The sequence below is a fragment of the Ruegeria sp. YKSE079 genome, assembly GCF_059612845.1.
Genome location: NZ_JBXWRJ010000014.1, coordinates 51146 through 68300, shown reverse-complemented (window position 1 = coordinate 68300; position 17155 = coordinate 51146). Strand labels below are relative to the sequence as shown.

At 59.8% G+C, this 17155-nt stretch carries 16 protein-coding genes and 2 pseudogenes; 6 read left to right on the top strand and 12 right to left on the bottom strand.

Annotation, left to right across the window (positions count from 1 at the left end):
- Nucleotides 1-118 precede the first annotated feature (118 nt).
- Both AC2FMY_RS14190 and AC2FMY_RS14185 read right to left on the bottom strand, forming a co-directional pair.
- Nucleotides 119-493: a potassium channel family protein gene (locus AC2FMY_RS14190; protein WP_137702221.1), complete on the bottom strand. Its 375-nt coding sequence runs from the start codon at nt 491-493 to the stop codon at nt 119-121.
- 69 nt (nt 494-562) lie between these two features.
- A pseudogene (locus tag AC2FMY_RS14185) lies at nt 563-1117 on the bottom strand (integrase core domain-containing protein); the annotation flags it as partial.
- Nucleotides 1118-1408: 291 nt separating this feature from the next.
- Here AC2FMY_RS14185 and AC2FMY_RS14180 point away from each other — a divergent pair.
- Nucleotides 1409-1885, top strand: a complete 477-nt coding sequence (locus tag AC2FMY_RS14180) for a hypothetical protein (RefSeq protein WP_496807592.1) — start codon at nt 1409-1411, stop codon at nt 1883-1885.
- A 165-nt stretch (nt 1886-2050) separates the two neighbouring features.
- On the opposite strand, the gene AC2FMY_RS14175 is transcribed toward AC2FMY_RS14180, so the two are convergent.
- The 3 genes and pseudogenes from AC2FMY_RS14175 to AC2FMY_RS14165 form a co-directional block, all read right to left on the bottom strand.
- Nucleotides 2051-3088 (bottom strand): alpha/beta hydrolase, encoded by a 1038-nt coding sequence (locus AC2FMY_RS14175; RefSeq protein ID WP_496807622.1) that lies wholly within the window; start codon nt 3086-3088, stop codon nt 2051-2053.
- Nucleotides 3089-3259: 171 nt separating this feature from the next.
- Nucleotides 3260-3434: pseudogene (locus tag AC2FMY_RS14170) on the bottom strand (IS3 family transposase); the annotation flags it as partial.
- 64 nt (nt 3435-3498) lie between these two features.
- Nucleotides 3499-4518 (bottom strand): AraC family transcriptional regulator, encoded by a 1020-nt coding sequence (locus tag AC2FMY_RS14165; protein WP_274837732.1) that lies wholly within the window; start codon nt 4516-4518, stop codon nt 3499-3501.
- A 175-nt stretch (nt 4519-4693) separates the two neighbouring features.
- Here AC2FMY_RS14165 and bla point away from each other — a divergent pair, with 175 nt between their 5' ends.
- From bla to AC2FMY_RS14140, 5 genes are all read left to right on the top strand, one after another.
- On the top strand, nt 4694-5728 hold the full coding sequence (bla, locus tag AC2FMY_RS14160) for a class A beta-lactamase (RefSeq protein ID WP_274837731.1): 1035 nt from the start codon (nt 4694-4696) through the stop codon (nt 5726-5728).
- A gap of 211 nt (nt 5729-5939) precedes the next feature.
- Entirely contained in the window at nt 5940-7346 is a 1407-nt protein-coding gene (locus AC2FMY_RS14155; protein WP_496807591.1) for a serine hydrolase domain-containing protein, read from the top strand.
- Nucleotides 7347-7446: 100 nt separating this feature from the next.
- A complete protein-coding gene (locus AC2FMY_RS14150; protein WP_496807590.1) occupies nt 7447-9210 on the top strand; it encodes an amidohydrolase family protein in 1764 nt (587 codons plus the stop codon).
- Between the two features lie 463 nt (nt 9211-9673).
- The gene (locus AC2FMY_RS14145; RefSeq protein WP_496807589.1) at nt 9674-10117 is read left to right on the top strand and encodes a DUF2541 family protein; all 444 of its coding nucleotides are present in this window, start codon (nt 9674-9676) and stop codon (nt 10115-10117) included.
- Between the two features lie 5 nt (nt 10118-10122).
- Nucleotides 10123-11397: an MFS transporter gene (locus tag AC2FMY_RS14140; protein ID WP_496807588.1), complete on the top strand. Its 1275-nt coding sequence runs from the start codon at nt 10123-10125 to the stop codon at nt 11395-11397.
- Nucleotides 11398-11737: 340 nt separating this feature from the next.
- Here the strand turns inward: AC2FMY_RS14140 and AC2FMY_RS14135 are convergent, their stop codons facing one another.
- From AC2FMY_RS14135 to AC2FMY_RS14105, 7 genes are read right to left on the bottom strand one after another with little or no spacing between them, the layout of a single operon-like run.
- On the bottom strand, nt 11738-12814 hold the full coding sequence (locus AC2FMY_RS14135; RefSeq protein WP_496807587.1) for a TrbL/VirB6 family protein: 1077 nt from the start codon (nt 12812-12814) through the stop codon (nt 11738-11740).
- A gap of 12 nt (nt 12815-12826) precedes the next feature.
- Complete coding sequence (locus AC2FMY_RS14130) at nt 12827-13240, bottom strand: hypothetical protein (protein ID WP_496807586.1); 414 nt, start codon at nt 13238-13240, stop codon at nt 12827-12829.
- The gene (locus AC2FMY_RS14125; protein WP_012187154.1) at nt 13237-13431 is read right to left on the bottom strand and encodes a DUF4177 domain-containing protein; all 195 of its coding nucleotides are present in this window, start codon (nt 13429-13431) and stop codon (nt 13237-13239) included. The genes AC2FMY_RS14130 and AC2FMY_RS14125 overlap by 4 nt, the downstream gene beginning before the upstream one ends.
- Nucleotides 13428-14414, bottom strand: coding sequence for an ATPase, T2SS/T4P/T4SS family (locus tag AC2FMY_RS14120; RefSeq protein ID WP_138578398.1), 987 nt, complete (start codon nt 14412-14414; stop codon nt 13428-13430). The genes AC2FMY_RS14125 and AC2FMY_RS14120 overlap by 4 nt, the downstream gene beginning before the upstream one ends.
- Nucleotides 14415-14418: 4 nt before the next feature.
- The gene (locus tag AC2FMY_RS14115; RefSeq protein WP_496807621.1) at nt 14419-15798 is read right to left on the bottom strand and encodes a TraB/TrbI/VirB10 family type IV secretion system protein; all 1380 of its coding nucleotides are present in this window, start codon (nt 15796-15798) and stop codon (nt 14419-14421) included.
- Nucleotides 15795-16490: a TrbG/VirB9 family P-type conjugative transfer protein gene (locus AC2FMY_RS14110; protein WP_496807585.1), complete on the bottom strand. Its 696-nt coding sequence runs from the start codon at nt 16488-16490 to the stop codon at nt 15795-15797. Before AC2FMY_RS14110 ends, AC2FMY_RS14115 begins: the two co-directional genes overlap by 4 nt.
- 2 nt (nt 16491-16492) lie before the next feature.
- Entirely contained in the window at nt 16493-17146 is a 654-nt protein-coding gene (locus tag AC2FMY_RS14105) for a VirB8 family type IV secretion system protein (RefSeq protein WP_496807620.1), read from the bottom strand.
- Nucleotides 17147-17155 lie beyond the last annotated feature (9 nt).

The following is a 17155-nucleotide window of genomic DNA, read 5'->3' as shown; positions in this document are numbered from 1 at the left end:
AATATTTTGTGGGTGAATTTGAACACCACCGCCCTGGTGTATGCCGACCGGTCGCATCAGCATCCTGCAGGAAGCAAGCGCTGGGGATACTCTTCGTTTCGGAAATGGTTTTAGATTTTCACGCATCATCAGACTTAGTCAGTTGCTTTTGGGAGGGCGGCTCTTTGTTATCGCCCTCCACCTTCAACAAGGCGCGCGCGAATTGAGCGAACAGCGCGACGAAAACGCCAACGCCAACGAAGATATAGATGATCGTGAAGAGCTTGCCTAAATCGGTACGCGGCGACAAATCACCAAGACCCACAGTCGAAATTGTCGTTACGCTGAAATACAATGCGTCGATCCACGACCATCCTTCCACAGAGTGGTAGAACAGAGTTGCAGAAAGCAAGATAAGCACGGCCAGCGCGAAATTGGCCCGAAACATCGGAGCACTCCAAGAGTGCACGATCGCTTTGAGAAGTCTTACGAATGTGATGGCGAAAGACAGCATAGAAGACACTCCACATTAACGCGGCTTGGGTTGGCTGGCCTGCCCCTACCGGGTGGTCCGGTTTCAATCTTAGTGCAGGACGGGTCTTGGCGCTACGCTCGGGGTGGTCAGCGAAACGGGGCCGGATGGCGAAGCCGGCCACTTCAGGACCTCCGGGGTCGGTGGCCCAGCGATGAGTGCGGGCGTTTGGTGGTGTAGTGCCGGCGCCAGCTCTCGATGGCGATGTTAGCCTCGGCGCGGCTGAAGAAGAACTCTCCGTTCAGGAGTTCGTCGCGGATCTTCTCGGTGAAGCTCCCGCAGTAGCCGTTCTCCCACGGACTGCCAGGCTCGATTTCGGCGGTTTTTGAGTCGATGGCAGCCATCAACTCTCTCACGGCCTTGGCGATGAACTCCGGACCGTTTTCGGGACTGATATGATCGGGCACGCCCTGCAGGATGAAAAGGTCGGACAGCACGTCGATGACATCCGTTGAGCGGAGCTTCCTTTCAATGCGGATATCCGTAACGTCTGTATTCAGAGGCAAGTGCGATGATGTCCGCGGTTAGCGTGCCATCATTGGCGCGGCCTTGCCGCACCTTCCGCAGGGTTGACCGATGCTGACCGAGAACTCGACAGGCGAGCCGAACGGTACCCGACCACGATGCCAAACGCACCTGGCGGATTTCGCCAGCGTAGGAATTGGATCTTGTTTCCCGGCTGCAGCGCGTCAAAATTTTGCCTACTATAGTCTGTCAGCCGCTGTTAGTCGTGGCTTGGATCTATACATTCTTTGCCGTTCCAAAGGCATTCGGGGGGCGTGGTGTGAACATAACTGTACTACAACGACGTCATAAGTTGCTGCGAATCAGCAGCTCTTGATGTCGGGCGACGCAAAAGCGGCGGTGAAACGGGTTTAACTTCAGGAGGATCCAGTCATGACACAATCGAAAGCTTTGGTCCTCTGTCTGGCGGTTTTACCGATGCTTGCCACGACCGCGTGCAACGCGCAAATCCAGTCGGATCAAGCCCAGAGCGAGCGCGAAATGTCTTCCTCGACGCCAACCGATGATTGCCCTGTGATCGAAAGCAGCAACTGGGTCGTAAAGCTCACCCCGGCTCCGCATGATGGGGCATCGCCCCTCCTTTTCGTGAGCGGCGATCTCACGCTGCCCACACCAGGATATACTGTCGACTTGAAAATCGGAAAGGCAGATCGTTCTGCAGTGCCAACGGTCTTCGCGGTGATTTCCGCGACACCGCCGGACGGAATGGTTGCACAGGTGCTGGATACCCAGACGGTTTCAATGACAGCAGATGCACCAGCCTCGCGCCTGCGGTCCGTCATCGTGATCTGTGGCAACACGCGCGTTTTCGAAATAAGCGACGTCATGTTGGCAAAAGACGGAGAGTGAAATCGCTCTTTTGTCTTGGTCGCGTGCTCCCTGGTGATGTCCAATGACTAAACAAGCACGAATTCAGGTTCTTACGTTGGAAGATGCTATATCGCAATCCTTGTGCTTAAGAATCGACGCAGAGTGCCCCAAGGTTTCATTATTCAGGCACAGAACTTGCTTTGGTCACTGAGCCAACGTCGCTGCGGTGACTGTAATTGGCAGCCTCAGCACCGATGACAGCAGCGACTCCGAATCGTTCCTAGATCCCACGCCATCGATGCTCAGTCTCTTGCCAATCAACTGCACTATCTCGGGCGAGCTTGCGAACCTTGAGTGGCTTGAACCCTCCGCGTGGACCTCAGACAGATCTAAGACTATCACGCCAAGTTCTGCCAGATCTTCAACGTCATCATTGCCGACCCGCGGCACGCCTCGCGCAAGAAGCCGGGAAAAACTCAAAGCCCGGTCGTCGCGAGAGATAAGAATGTAAAACTGCCGTTCATTGTCGGCAAACGGTGCCAGCTGCTGCCGGAACAGATCGGCGTCAATGTCGGGTGCCGCCAAAATGACATGACGAAGCCGACCTGTCCGATTCAAGGTGCCGTTAAGCTTTGCCTGTCGCATTGCTTCGACCGTGAGCAGATTGCCCATGGAATGCGATAGGACATCAACGGCCTTTGCGTTGGTTTTCGAAATGAGATTAGCACCGAGCAACAGGTCGTCCCGCGCGATCAGGACGCTGTTCATGTCATAAACGTAGTCCAACAAATGGCCACCGGAGGCCCAGCTGAACAAAACTGGAACGCCCTCAAAGCCGGAATCCTCGACGAATTGACCCATCCGAAGAACTGCTTCTGACAAGGTTGTGTTGTAGCCATGCACAAAGACCAAAACGTTTCGGTTATGGACAGAGCGCCGGTTCAATTCCGCCTGCAAGGCGGAGACGAAATCGCTTTCGGACGCAAAGATTGCTGGATCAGTTGCGGTGAAATGTTCCGCTGGACGTGGGATGCCGGCGCGGGGTATCTCTATCTTGCCGGGTGTGTGGTTCGGGGGCACACTGACCGTCAGTTTCGCCAACCCAATTTCGGACGATCGTTTTCCCGAAAACAAAATGGTTGGATCACTTTCCGGAGCACGTGACGTCAGGATGAAGATCTCGTGTTTTCTGAGACCTTTGACCGCATCACCATCCTGAGGCTCGGCTGCCAGGCCGATCATACCACGTTCCGCCTGACCGCAGCCGACAATCGCAAAACTTGTGACGATCAATAGAAGAAAGGCCTTGAACTTCACCTCATCTACGCCAAAAAACAACGGAAGATTTCTCCCCAGTTTATAGGTTGAGCGTAAACACGCGACGCGACCTCCCGCCCACTGGTCCCTCAGTGATAATGAAGGTCTGCAAGTTGGGTCTGGGTATACGGGTTGCCCGTCTTGCGCAAGCGCCGGGCGCAAAGACTTCAGATTGCTCAAGCGTCCGGCACACTTACAGCGGTGTCTGGTTGCCCAGCGATGATTGCGGTCTGACCGTGTTGTAGTCATAACGCCAGAAACGGCTCTTCCGCATTCGTCTGCTCCTTCAGGTGCACTTAACATACATCACCGTGAGGGATTTTTGCGGGGGCAGATTAAACCTGTTCGGGCTTCGATTCTGCCCTGAATTGTGTCGGCGTCATACCGGTCCACCGCCTGAATGCCCGATCCAGGGCGGCGGGGCCTGAGAGGCCAACTTGCAAGGTGATTTCCGTGATCGGCAGTGTCGTGTTCGACAAGAGGTCTTTGGTAATGCTCTGGCGCACGTCGTCCTTCATCTGACTGTAAGAGGTGCCCTGTGCCCACAATATGCGCTGGATCCGTCGTGGATGCTGGCGGCAGATCGAGGCAAAATCGTTTAGTGTCAGATCCTGATAGGCGATGTTGTCCCTCAGAATGCCGCGAAGATAGGAAAGGGTCGCTTCGCTGGCGCCATCTGTGGTAAACTCCCCTCGTGACGTCGTCACCAAGTCCCAGTCCAGCGAGAATGGTGCCCAAAGCCAGTGCGGCGGAAATGAAATCCGCATTCCGTCGATCTGGGATGTCACGAGCGCCTGTTTCGGAAGAAAACCCGGCAGAAGCCCCTGGGTAGTCGGTACAGTGATAAGAATATCTTTTGGGTCGAAGGCTTCTCCGATCCCTTTCTTTATCAAAGTCACATAAAGTGCGACGCCGACTGCATCCAACTGTTTTGACGGCTTGGTAACCTTCACTGTGCGGTGAATGTCGAAGTTTACAATGCCGGGTGTGATGGAAACGGAGTACCGCACGTTATCTACCTGCTTTGAGACTTCCACCACCAGTCGGGACAGAAAGTCTCCCAAATTGAGAGCATGGGTCGCTGAGTCCCGGAACGCGGGCGTTCCTTTCCTCGCTGTTTCGATTGCCACCTTTGCGCCAAAATACGGATCGCCGAGAGTGTCCGCCATATCCTCTATCGCGGAATAACAGGCAGACGCGTCAACCAGCATCGCAGGGTCGGTCAGCGTGCCGACGGGAATGCCGTTTCGGACCAGGAGCGCTTCAATATCGCCGCCCCGCAAGGTGAAGGCCTTTGCGAACGGGGGCAAAATCAACATCCCGCGCGTGAATCTCGGGCTAGATTTCTTGCTCATTCTTGCTGCTCCCTCAACGTCCTGAGGTTAACCTTGTGGCACAAGTTTATGACAAAGGTGGCATGAGCTGCAAATAGGTTGCGGCTCGGTCATGTTAATCAACAAGCCGTAAACCATGAGACTCGGGCGATGGCCACGCGGCCCTGGCGATCTCGGAAAGCATTGGAGCCTGAAAATGTCGAGGAAAAACACCGGAAAACCCAAAAAACCCCTTTTGGTAGCAATACTTATTGCCGGGCTGATGACAGTCTCGGCGGCGACCTTCGGCCCGGCATACGCCCAGACAGCGGACGGACAGTCCGTTGGAGCCGCGATCGAGCGGGTCGCGGCGAAACTTGCCGGGCGCATCGGCTTCGCGGCACAGGAAATCGGCGGCGACGACGTCATCGCTTTCAATGGCGATGAGGCCTTTGTCATGGCCAGCACCTACAAGGTTGCGATCGCGGCTGCCGTACTGGATCGCGTGGACAGGGGGGAACTCAGCCTCGAGCAGATGGTCGACGTCACACCCGACATGATGATGATCGGGGATGCGGCGCTGAGCGACACATTCGTGCACCCCGGGCTCCAGCTTTCGGTGGCGAACCTGATCGAGATCATGATCACGGAGAGCGACAACACGGCGACCGACATCTCGATGGGACTGGCCGGCGGACCCGCGGCAGTGACCGAATATCTGCGCAAGCTCGGGATCACCGGCATCAGGGTCGATCGGACGACTGGCGAGATCATCGGGGATTTCTATGGCCTGCCGGGACCGGCCACGATGAAAGTCGCCACTGAGGCCTTTGTGACCCGACCGGAGCTCATGACGATCATGGGTGACCGCAATCTGGACTTCGAGGCGGATCCGCGCGACCAAGCAACGCCGCTTGCGATGCTGCAACTCCTGCTTGCCATCGACAGCGGCGCGGCGACAAGCGCAGATAGCCGCGACTTCCTGATTGACGTCATGTCGCGCACGCGCACCGGCGCTGGCCGGCTCAAGGGCCTGCTGCCCCGTGGAACGCCCGTGGCGAACAAGACCGGAACCATCGGGGGCGTGGCCAACGACGTCGGCTATATCACGCTCCCCGACGGTCGTCGGTTTGCAATCGCCGTATTCACCAAGAGCAGCGAGACATCCGAGGCGGACAGGGATCGGGCAATTGCCGAGGTCGCCCGGTCTCTGTTCGACTACTTCCACGTCGGGCAAATGGCGAAGCAGTAAACGGGGAAACTTCGCCGTGCAGACTCTGCCAGCGCGATCCTGCCCGGCGAAGACAGAATTCTCTGGGAAGAGCCTTCGTTATCCCGTCAGAAGAAATCCAGTGAAACATCCAATGCAAAGGAAAAACCCGGTGAAGAACCTAATGAAACCACTACCTGCTCTGCTTGTTTCGTCGCTACTGTGCGTCACACCGGCACTCGCACAGCAGGCCATGACACAGGAAGAGGGCCAGGCGACCTTTGATGCGGTCCTCGCCGAAACTGCTGAGCTGATCAAGGAAATGAACATCCCGGGGCTTGGTGTCGGGGTCATCCATGGGCCCAACACCTACAGCGCCGGCCTCGGCATCACCAAGGTAGGCACCGACGAGGCCGTTACCCCTGATACGCAATTTCAAATTGGCTCGGTGACCAAAACCTTCCTGTCGACGGTGGCCCTGCAGCTGTCCGAACGGGGCGAGCTGGATTTGAACGCGCGTGTCGTCGACCTCCTGCCTTGGTTCAGGGTCGCGGATCCGGACGCAACGGCGAAAGCCCGGGTCGTTGACCTGTTCCACCATCGCGCTGGCTGGTATGGCGACCATGGGTTCCTTCGTGTTCCTCCGGGTGGATCGATCAGCGAGAAGGTCATGCTCCAGGCGTCTTACGTCGAGCAGATCTATCCGTTCGACCAAACCTGGATGTACAACAACACTAGTATCACCTTCGCCACCCATGTGGTGTCGCATGCCGGCGGAGAGCCGATCGAGACCCTGATCGATGAGAACCTGTTGGCTCCACTCGGCATGGAGTCGTCATCCTTTAACTACGACCCCACCCCGCCGGCGGAAAACTACGCATGGGGTCACCCGCCGATCTATGGCGAAGGTAACATCAGCGATCTCAAGCCGTACTACATTCCGTTGATCAGAGAGTCCGCAGCCTCCGGCGCGCTCCGGTCGACGATTAACGACATGCTGAAATACGCCCGCTTTCAGCTGGACGGCAAGGACGCCGCCGGGGACCAGCTGCTGTCCAAAGAAGCGCTGGACTATGCCCACGCTCCGGCAGTGGAGGCTGCGGCCGGCGACTTTACCGGGTTGACATGGTTCATCCACGATTACGACGGGGTCACCAGCCCCAGCCACGGCGGGAATTGGCCCGGCACGCGTTCCTTTCTGCAGCTGATCCCGGATCGCGAATTTGCCGTGGTGGTTTTGGTCCACAGCGATCGCGGATCCGAGGCCTACAAAAAAGTTGCGAATGCAATGGTCAAAGCCTTCACGGGAATCGAGGCCGACTCTCCTGTCGCAGCGGGTGTTGATCCGGCTGTGCTCGAACCCTTCGTCGGCGTCTTCAAGGGTAATTCCCAAAACATCGAGATCCGCAAAGAGGGCGACAAATATGTGTTTGTGCAGTTCTCCGCATTGACAAGCGGATCGGATCCCGCGCCGGCCAATGTGGCCAACACGGCTGATGGCTATTTTATAATCACCGAAGGCCCGAACGAGGGCGCTATTGGCGAATTGCTCGAAGATCCTTCCGGCGAACTCAACTACGTGCGCTTCAACCACCGGATCTTCATTCGGGGCGAAGGGGCCGTCGATGAATTCGACCTCTCCGGATCGGTCTTCGAATAACCGGGGCGATCCCAGCCACGGATCAGGTGGAGGGTCGATCCTGCACAGTGCAGATCGAAGCCTCCACCGAACCCGCTGCATCGACACCATGAGGCGTCCAATGCAGCAACTAAACCTAAAGAACCTGACTGCGGCGCGTGGCGTCGCCGTCAGCATCGCACAACCGAAATGGGGAGGAGAGAACAACATGAGCGAGAACGAGATCACCCGCAGGGAGTTCAACCTTGGTGTTGCCGCGGGTGCGGCCGCCATTGGGTCCGCCGGTAGAGCCTTGGCGCAGACGAGGGAGCCATTCGACCTCGTGATCCTTGGCGGGCGGGTGATGGACCCCGAGACCGGGTTTGACCAGGTCGCAAATGTCGGCGTGCGCGCAGGTCGGATCGCCGCTATCACAGTCGAACCGCTCGAGGGTGGCCGCCAGATTGACGCCGGCGGCCATGTCGTTGCGCCCGGCTTCATCGACACGCATTTTCACTGGCCCCGGCCCATGGGCAACAAGCTCGCACTGCTCGACGGGCGAACGACGGTTATGGACCTCGAGATCGGGACGCTCGGGACGATGGTGGATGACTGGTACGCAGAGCGCGCCGGGACCAACCAGATCAACTACGGCTGCGCCAGCTGCCACGAGTTCGCGCGTACCTTGGTGCTCGACGGCATCACGACGATCGATGCGCCCGAGGCCATGAACCATCGCGGCTCGGACAAGTCTGGCTGGTCCCATACCCGCCCGGACCTCGAGAAGGGCAACGAGATCCTGCGCGTGCTCGATACAGGTCTCGCCGCGGGCGCGGTCGGCATCGGCTCGACGCTCGGCTACATGCGCGACGGCGCATCGGCACGCGAGGTCTTCGAGATCCAGCGCATCGCCGCGGCTTATGGAAGGCCCTGCGCCTTCCACTTCCGCTACACGCCCGGCACGGACACGAGCGAAGCGAACGGTATCCAGGAGATGCTGGCCAACGCCGCCGCGCTCGGCGCGCCCGCCATCGCCTGTCACTTCAACAACCCCGGTTACAACCTCGTGCACGAGCTGCTGGTGCGGATGCGCGCGCAAGGCCACAACATGTGGGGCGAGCTCTACCCCTACGCGGCGGGCTCGACGGCGCTGAACGCCGTCTTCCTCGAACCGGAGATCTGGGTAGATCAACTCGGCTACAAGTACGAGGAGACCATCCAGGATGCGCTGACCGGGGAGTGGTACACGCAGGAGAGCCGCACGGAGATGATGGCGCGTGAGCCCGCGCGGCTGGTGCTGGCCTACAAGATGCCTGAGAGCGCCATCCTCGACTGGCTGCGGCTGCCTGACGTGGCGATCGCGTCAGACGGAATGCCGATCCTCGACGACAGCATCACATGGGATACGCCCTTCGAGGATCTGCCCAACAGCCACCCACGCGGGGCCGGCAGCTGCGCGCGGACGTTGCGCATGGGGCGCGAGAACGGCATCCCCCTGATGCAGAGCGTCGCCCAGCTCAGCTGGAACTCGGCGCGCCCGCTCGGTCTTACGGGGCTGAAGGCGATGCAGGAGCGCGGGCGGATGCAGGAGGACATGATCGCCGACATCACGATTTTCGACCCGGAGACGGTGAGCGACAACGCCACCTACGCACAGGGCAATCTGCCGTCCTCCGGCATTCCCTTCGTGATCGTCAACGGCGTGGTGGTGGTCGATAGCGGCGAGGTGCTGCGCGGCGTGAACCCAGGCCAGCCGATCCGCAACGAGCCGCAGGAAAGCTTGTTCGAGCCACTGGACGTCGATGCATGGACACAGGCCTTCTACGCTGTTCCGCAGGACTTCGGTGGCGGCGTGCCGAACTCGCAACCGGCCTACGACCCGCGCGTGATCCCGTGCTGCGAGTGACGCTGCATAGGGCGAATTGCTCGAAGATCCGTCTGGCGAACTCAACTACGTGCGATTCATCCACCGGATCTTCATTCGGTCCGACGGGGCGGTCGACGAATTCTCGCTCTCCGGAACTGTCTTCGATTAACCGGGGCGACAACAGCCACGGATCAGGTGGAGGGTCGATCCTGCGCTGTGCAGGATCGAACTCTCCACCGAACCCCAAGACCGTGACAGCGGCGGCTTTGCCGCCGGCGTCGGATTGCGCGTTCGGATGTCCCGGAAATTCGGCCTCGATTATGCGACCGACTGCGCGCGAAACGACGACCAAGAGGATTTCCTTTACGTCACATTGGGCCAGCGTTTCTGATCGCAGGGATCAGGACCATTCCAACCGGCGCGTGGCACAGTTCGATACTTGCTGAATGCAAGACGGTGATGCAGAACCTCAAGAGATGAGCCAGCTCGAAGGGATAGAGGAATGACTCAGACACCCATCAACAGTCTCGGTTCTCCGGCGAAAATCCATCGCCGCGGATTTATTGCACTTGTCTTGGCTTTTCCATTGGCGGCTCGCGCAGATTCGTCGTTGGGGGAGGGTTGGATCCTGCTTGGAGAGAGCAGGGTCAACCTTATCAAGAATTTCAGCATTGTTCCGGTCACGTTGGCAAAAGGGCTCTTTACGGGCCTTGTTGTCGAAGCCGTAGACAAGCCGATCTTCATCGAAAGCATAGAGGTGACGTTCACCAACGGGGAAACATCCGAGCTTCGTGTCCGGTCGATCATTGCGGCCGGAAGCCGGACCCGCAAGATGCTCCTGCCCGGCCTGGTGCGCGGCATTCGGACCGTGAAGATCATCTACAAGCGCATTCCGACGGGTGGCAGCGCAACGGTCCGAATCTACGGACGAAGCAGCGGCGCCTGATCTCGATGAGAGTAATCAATAAGCAACTGCTCACACTTCGCGCGCTTTTCGCCGCGATGGCCTCGATCCAGTTGGTCACGGCAGCGTCCGGAACGCTTGTGGCCCTCGACTTCGCAGAGTCCGGCGCCTCTCAGGAAGCTGCGGCGCTCGCGCCGGCATTCTACTCGCTCGGCTTCCTGGTCGGCTGTTTTCGTACGTCCAAGTGGATCACACGGATCGGCCACATCCGATCGTTCGCTGCCGGCGCGGCGATCTGCATAGCGTCGGCATTGATCTTCGCCTTGACCGAATTCGTTCCGGTTCTGCTTGGCGTGCGATTCACCACTGGCCTTGCGACGGCTGCGCTATTCGCCATCGGAGACGCCTGGGTCAGCCAATCGGCGGATGGAAACAGCCGAGGGCGCTTGCTGGCCATCTATGCAATGCTGCTCGGCGCCCTTTCCGTCGGCAGCCAGATCATGATCCCTGTCCTTCCCGACGATATCAATGTCGCGTTTGTGGTGGTTTCGTTACTGTACTGCCTTGCGATCGTCATTCTGACAGCCGCCCGGACTGATCCGCCATCGGCGCACGCTGATGCCTCGGTTCGTCTCAAGGCGGTGTTCCGGGATTCCCCGACCGCCTGGCTCGGTTCGTTCACGGTCGGCATGGTCGCAACCACTCTTCTCAATGTTGGTCCCTATCGAGCGGCCACCCAAGGTATCGACGCCGAGGAGATCGCGCTGGCCATAGGGGCTCTTTATCTGGGTCGCATCGTTTTCATGTATCCGTTGGGATGGGCGTCAGACTTCTACGATCGACGCAGGATAATCGTAGCGAACGGCTGCGTGGCATCTGCCGTGTTGTTGTACCTTTCAATCGCCGGTTCCGGAGACGGCTCGGGTTACAGGGCCGTCTTGGGGACTAACCTGCAATTGGTGCTTCTTGGCTTGCTCTTTGTCCTCGGAGGCGCACTTCTTACTGCATACTCTTTGCTTGTTGCTCATGCCATGGATCGCACAGTTCCAGTTTACGTTGCGTCGACCACAGTCACCTTGCTGTTCGTCTGGACAATGGGCGCCGTCGCCGGACCCCTGCTGGCGAGCCTGGTTTCGGCTGCATTCGGAGACGAAGCCGCGAGTTGGCTGCTCACTTTTCTGATGGTGAGCTACACGAGCTACGTCCTCTTCAGGCTCAAAAGAGCGAAGGCCTCGGACAGAGCCGAGAAGACCGCCTTCGTATCGACCGAGACGAGCAGTCTGGAAGTTGCACCGAGCCAGAAGAAAAAGGCTAAGACATGAGCCTGCGGGCCCCGCCTTCGATCTCGTTCGGGCTCACATCAAGGGGTCTTGGCGGTCGGAGCCACCGTGATGCCTGGCGGATGTGGCGTCTCAATGTGGAGAAGGTTCGACGCCAGACCTATCCCCTTCAACAGTCGCCTGTCAAACCTCTGTTTGTAGGGAGCTCTCGGATTTCTTCTGGAGGAACGGTCAGACAGTCCTACGAAATCAGGCCTATAACCAGTGAGAATGTGCAAATCGTGTGCAATTCGAATTCAAGGATCGCAAAGCGTTATGAACCGGACATTGGTGCAAGTGCAGCAAAATAGTAGTTTCTCACACGTTGTGGCCATTAGACACGTCACCGTCGTCCAAGCCGTCCCAATCTCGCCAGCTGCGCCAACATTTTTGACCCTGAGTCTGCGGACCCTGTGCCGCCTGCGGAACTCGTCTGCCCCATGCCTTGCCTTGCAGGCATCTGCTGCACGCCAAAGAACTGCCGCGCCCTGAGGGCTGCGTATTCTGCGCCGCTCGCACCGCCGATCAGATAGCGGTTGTAGGCTTGCTGGCTGCCTATCGCTGCGCGAGCGAAGCTGTATCCGCCACCAAGGCCTCCGGAGAGGGCAGGCATCATGATGTTGCCGGAGATCGCGCGGACGATGAAGGGTGTTGCGATTATGAACCCTTTGGCCATGAGCACCATCATAAAGAAGGGTATGAGCGCGCCGATGTTGGAAGCCCCTTCCGGATCACCCAACTCCCCGATGAGAGCCGAGGCCACCCCGGTGATGGTCGCGAAGACCCCTGCGATCACGATAGGGTAGATCGCGAAGGAGATGAGTGCGGATAACCAGCGCGCGAAATAATCCTTGGTCACCTCGAAGAGGGTCAGGAAAATCATCACCGGGGCAATCCCGATCAGAAGCGCGATCATCAGTCGGGAGGCCACGAGGATGAAAGCGGCCAGTCCGCCGAGGATCGAGAGCAGAAGCACACCGACGATGTCGAGCATGGCGCCAGCCATCCAGTTCAGCTCGGACCCGGCGGCATTCAGGTAATCGCCGAGCTCGGCGATCAGCCGGTCGAATTCTTCAGCGAAAGTTCCAGAAGGCCCCGGGCTGCCGCCGCCGACGGAGGCCACGAGCGCGCCCGCGATACTGTCGATCCCATAGAGAATGGCAGACGAGAAGGCGTTGAACTGCATCCAATTGGTCGCGAATATCCCGATGAGCCCGATCTTGACCGCGAGCCAGAAGGCTGTGTGCCCATCCATGGCCCGATATTGATAGATCATGTTGATGCCAACGAGGATCACCACCAGCGTTGTTCCCAAAACCAGGAGCGTGCCGACCGTTGCCGCAACCGCACCAAACTGGGTCTCAGCAGCGGTGTCGAGATATGCTTGGGAGGTTTCAACGAAGTAGGTGATGACACTCATCGCGGCGCTGCCTTACCAATTGCCTGCGGCGTCGCAGATGGCCTTGGCGGCAGTTCGGGCGGCGTTGGCGCGGCGGTTGTAGCTATCCGAGGCTTCGAGCATCTCCCATCGTTCGTCGCTCGCGTGGCGCTCATGAAACACGGCCTCGGCCGCGTCCCAGGACGGGAACCGGGTCGCGCAGTCGCAGTTGCCGATCTCGACGACCCGCTCGAGATTCTGGGCGCGATAGATGTCCTGAACCAGAACCCGCTGATAGGCTTGGCGCCGGGGGATCTCCTGCATCCACACGGGTTCAGCGGGCCGGTCCGGACAGACGTCGAAACTGCGATCGAGGGTCGGCACGAGATTGCGCTCAGCGAAGCCGGGTGCCGGCGTCAGGCCCAAAACCAGCGCGGTCAGTACGAGGGTACAGCCCGCATGCCTCATGCCGTGGCTCCAGCGGGTGTGGTTTCGCGCTTCAGGAAAACGGTGTGCCCGATATTGGCGAATTCCGAAGTGCTGATCGACACCACCTCCCACCCGTCTGCGCCCTTCTCGTTCAGGCTGGCCTGCATGTCGGAGAGGCTGGTCTTACGGGTCATGGGAAAGGACAGGATATTGTATTCAAACGTCTTCATGGGGAAGTTCCAATCTCGGTTGCGCCGGGGAGGTAGAATTCCGTGATGCCGCGTTTGCCGTCATGCCGACCGGCCTGGATGATCACGTCGATGGAATTCTCGATGTACTGGATCATGTCGGCATAGGTCATCGGGATCTCGGTCTTTAGTGCTGCGATCGCGAGGCGCTGCACGGCCAATTGCGGGGTTTCGGCATGGAGCGTGGTCATGGAGCCGCCATGGCCGGTGTTGATCGCCTCGAGGAAGGTCATGGCCTCCTTGCCGCGCACCTCGCCCAGGATGATCCGGTCGGGGCGCATGCGCAGCGTGGCGGTGAGAAGCACATCGGCGGTCTGGAATTCCGCGTCGCGATTGGCGATGAGGGTCACGGCATTTGGCTGGGTCGGAAGAAGCTCGGCCGCTTCTTCGATGGTCACGATGCGTTCCTCGGCCGGTACGTGAGAGAGGATCTTGCGCGCGGCGACGGTCTTGCCGGTGGAGGTGCCACCCGAGACGATCATGTTGAGTTTGTTCTCGACGCAGAAGGCCAGCGCATCATCGATCAAACCCGCGGCCACCACGGCGCGCAAGGCGCGCTTTTTTTCGACGCGCAGGTCTTCGAGCTTGCGCTCTTTTCCGTAGAGGAAATCGAGCGCAATGCCCTCGAGTGGCAGGCTTGAGAAGAACCGCAGGCTGATCGACATGGCCGAGAGCACGGCGGGCGGGGTGATGACCTGTGCGCGGATCGGGCGCCCCTTGTAGGTGATCGAAACCGAGACGATGGGGCGGTCCTTGCTCATCGTGGTATTTGCGGATGAGGCGATCTGGTTGCCGAGGTCCCTGACCTGAACGCCGGTCAGCCTCTGGTCCAGCGCGCGCATGAAATGATCGCCCTGGAATTCGCCCCAACAGGTGCCATCAGGGTTGATGCAGATCTCGATGACATCGTCGCGAGCGGCGGCGTTGATCCGGTCGAGCGAGGTTTCGAGATAGCTCAGCGACATGGGCTCAGAATATCTCCAGATCGCGGTCGACCATGACCGTGACGCGGGCGCCCTGGTCGACATAGATGACGGGGCCGATGGAGAGGTAATCGCCGATGACGCTGTCCGTGGCATCTGCCAGATCATCGCCAACGTCTTCGAGAGCCTCGGCGGCAGTCTCATCCTGGGCTTCGGAGGCGGCGGCACTGGGTGCTGCGGAGATCAGCGAGATCAGGGCGGCCGACCCGAAACGCTCGGCGAAGCGTGTGTCCACGAAACCGGTGACGCCAGAACGGCCCAGTTCATCACCTCCGAAGGAGCTGATCTGGACGGTCTGGTTGTCGGGCAGGATGATCCGGTCCCAGGCGATCGTGACGCGGCGCTGCGCGATATCGACGCCAGTGCGGTAGCGCCCGACGAGACGGGATCCGCGGGGGATCAAGAGGCGCACGCCATCGACGCTGTAGACATCCTCGGACACCACGGCACGGGTCTGGCCGGGCAGGGAGCTGTCAAGGGCAGTTTCCATGACGGCCTGGATCATGGTGCCCTGTAGAATCGTGTTGGAGGGATTGGCGATCACCTCGGCCTGCGTCACGGTGGAGGGCAACGCACCGTTCAGCACGAAATCCGTCACCTCGCCAAAAGTGCGTTCGGTCAGAGCCGTTTCATTCGCTCCGGACGTGCCGCCAAACGCGATGGTGGGCGAGGCGATGCGCCGCTCCTGGAAGGCGCGTTCCTCCGCGGCGCGGCGCTCCAGTTCGGCCATGCGCCGGCCTTCTTCCTCCCGGCGCAGTCGCTCTTGCTCGCGTGCGCGCAGCTCATCTTCCGTGGGGCCCGCTGGCGCGGCTTGGGGTCGGCTGGCCTCGAGTTGGGCCAGTTCCAGATCCATGCGGAGTTGCTCAAGGCCGCGATCCCGCGCCGTCAGTTCGTCCTGGAATCGTTGCTGTGCGGCTTCCGAGGCGGCTTGTAGCGCAGCGATCTGAGCGGTCAGCGCGTCGATCGCCTCTGCGGCGGCGGTGTCTTCCTCGACGACCGGTTCGGGGGCGTTGCGCAACTCCTCGATCTGAGCCTGCAGGGCGGTGATCTGCGCCAGAAGCTCCGCGTTGGGCTCGACGGGGTCTGGTCCGACGAACACAACCTCGGGCTCGGGCGGGGGCAAGGTCTCGATGGCGCCGAACCCGTCGCCTTCGTTCTGGAACACGTCCGGTGTCGCTGTGGGCAGGGCTTCCTCTTCCTCGGGTTGGGACAGGTGATAGAGTAGGGAGCCGCCAGCGGCTATCACGAGGACAACGGCCAATGCGAGCAGTGGCGAGCGCCGAGGGGTAGGGGGCGATGCTGCGCCTTTGCCTTGCTCGAGAGCAGCGAGGCGTTTCTCAAGTTCCGCGTTTCCAGTGTCGCTCATGATCCCACCCCCGCAGGCGGCGTTGCCTCGATGCAAACCACCTCGTCACCGATCCGCAGCACCCATTGACTGTTCACCCCGGAAACCCGGATCACGCCGTCCTCGGTAGCTTGTGTGTTGACCGTCCGTTCTCGGCCATTCGCGTAGCGGAAGATCGCAGGCACCGGCGCGTTCTGCGGAAATTCGAAATACGTGAACGTCCCGTCATCCCAGATGCGGGTTGGCGTGAACTCGGTCCGCGCGCTGGCACCGTAATTGTAGTTTGGTGCTTGGGCGGCGATGGCCCGGGTCGGGCGCGCATTGTCGTCCGGATAGCGGAACTGCACCACGTAGAAGGTTGGGCTGCGGACCTCCTGGACGTTGAAATAGTAGCTCCGCCTGTTCGTGTAGATGGTAACGTTTGTATGGACACCGCGCGCCACCGGCTTGATCGCGAAGGCCTGACCGCCGGGCACGCCGTCAATCTCGAAGCCTTCCGTGTCGCCGGCGATGATCGAACGGATGCTCTCGCCTTCGCCGAACTCGATGGTGGTCACATGCGTGAGCGAGACATTGAGGCGATAGACCTGGCTCTCCTGATAGGTTGCCAGCCGCACACGGTTGTCATTGGGTCCACCGCGCGGGATGGCTTCGGCGGAGGCAAGGCCGGGCAACAGGGCAATGACAAAAACAAGCGATCTTGTGAACAACAACGTCAGTTCTCCAATCTGTCGGAGCGGATGGAATACTCGAGGACCGTGAAGCCGAAGGGGTTGGTCCAGACCTCATCGATGGAGCGACGGGTTTCGGGGCTGAACTCGAAGAGAAGCGTGGCGGTGAAAAGGCCTGTCTGGACGCCGTTGATGGAGGTCAGGCGCTTGCGCAGGCGCACGGTGGCGCGGTTCGTACCGATCCGGTTGATGCTGAGGATTTCCACATCAAGCCGGGCATTGGGGCCATAAACTGTCGGCGGGTAGTTCTCATTGGCGCTGTTCCAGATCTGGCGCAGCCCGCTCTCGGCAGTACCATCCGAGCGGCGCAAGACGCTGCGGATGCGCAGATCGTTGTCGAGCTGGTTATAGACCTCCCGGTCGGCCACATAGCGGAACACCTCCGCCTCGATGATCGCCTGGTTGGCTGTGACCGATGTCGCGCCCACCGAGGCCTCCGGCAGGGCAAAGCCGGTGGCGGGATCATAGGGCACGACCACAGGTGGCGGATCTACATCGAGGATCGCGACAGCCGCCGCGCTCAGGCATCCGAGAATGCCAAAGATGAGCCCGATGAGACCAAGGCGCTGCCAGAGCCGTTCGCGGCGCAGCGCGCCATAGACCAGCTCTTCCTCGATGATTTCATGTTCAGTCGCCACCACTCATGC

What these genes read in the sequence shown, in the direction of transcription:
- bla (WP_274837731.1), top strand. Translation starts at nt 4,694, where the DNA reads ATGTCGAGGAAAAACACCGGAAAACCCAAAAAACCCCTTTTGGTAGCA.
- AC2FMY_RS14140 (WP_496807588.1), top strand. Translation starts at nt 10,123, where the DNA reads ATGAGAGTAATCAATAAGCAACTGCTCACACTTCGCGCGCTTTTCGCC.
- AC2FMY_RS14135 (WP_496807587.1), bottom strand. Translation starts at nt 12,814, where the DNA reads ATGAGTGTCATCACCTACTTCGTTGAAACCTCCCAAGCATATCTCGAC.
- AC2FMY_RS14155 (WP_496807591.1), top strand. Translation starts at nt 5,940, where the DNA reads ATGACACAGGAAGAGGGCCAGGCGACCTTTGATGCGGTCCTCGCCGAA.
- AC2FMY_RS14190 (WP_137702221.1), bottom strand. Translation starts at nt 493, where the DNA reads ATGCTGTCTTTCGCCATCACATTCGTAAGACTTCTCAAAGCGATCGTG.
- AC2FMY_RS14125 (WP_012187154.1), bottom strand. Translation starts at nt 13,431, where the DNA reads ATGAAGACGTTTGAATACAATATCCTGTCCTTTCCCATGACCCGTAAG.
- AC2FMY_RS14120 (WP_138578398.1), bottom strand. Translation starts at nt 14,414, where the DNA reads ATGTCGCTGAGCTATCTCGAAACCTCGCTCGACCGGATCAACGCCGCC.
- AC2FMY_RS14180 (WP_496807592.1), top strand. Translation starts at nt 1,409, where the DNA reads ATGACACAATCGAAAGCTTTGGTCCTCTGTCTGGCGGTTTTACCGATG.
- AC2FMY_RS14130 (WP_496807586.1), bottom strand. Translation starts at nt 13,240, where the DNA reads ATGAGGCATGCGGGCTGTACCCTCGTACTGACCGCGCTGGTTTTGGGC.
- AC2FMY_RS14150 (WP_496807590.1), top strand. Translation starts at nt 7,447, where the DNA reads ATGCAGCAACTAAACCTAAAGAACCTGACTGCGGCGCGTGGCGTCGCC.
- AC2FMY_RS14145 (WP_496807589.1), top strand. Translation starts at nt 9,674, where the DNA reads ATGACTCAGACACCCATCAACAGTCTCGGTTCTCCGGCGAAAATCCAT.
- AC2FMY_RS14165 (WP_274837732.1), bottom strand. Translation starts at nt 4,518, where the DNA reads ATGAGCAAGAAATCTAGCCCGAGATTCACGCGCGGGATGTTGATTTTG.
- AC2FMY_RS14115 (WP_496807621.1), bottom strand. Translation starts at nt 15,798, where the DNA reads ATGAGCGACACTGGAAACGCGGAACTTGAGAAACGCCTCGCTGCTCTC.
- AC2FMY_RS14175 (WP_496807622.1), bottom strand. Translation starts at nt 3,088, where the DNA reads ATGATCGGCCTGGCAGCCGAGCCTCAGGATGGTGATGCGGTCAAAGGT.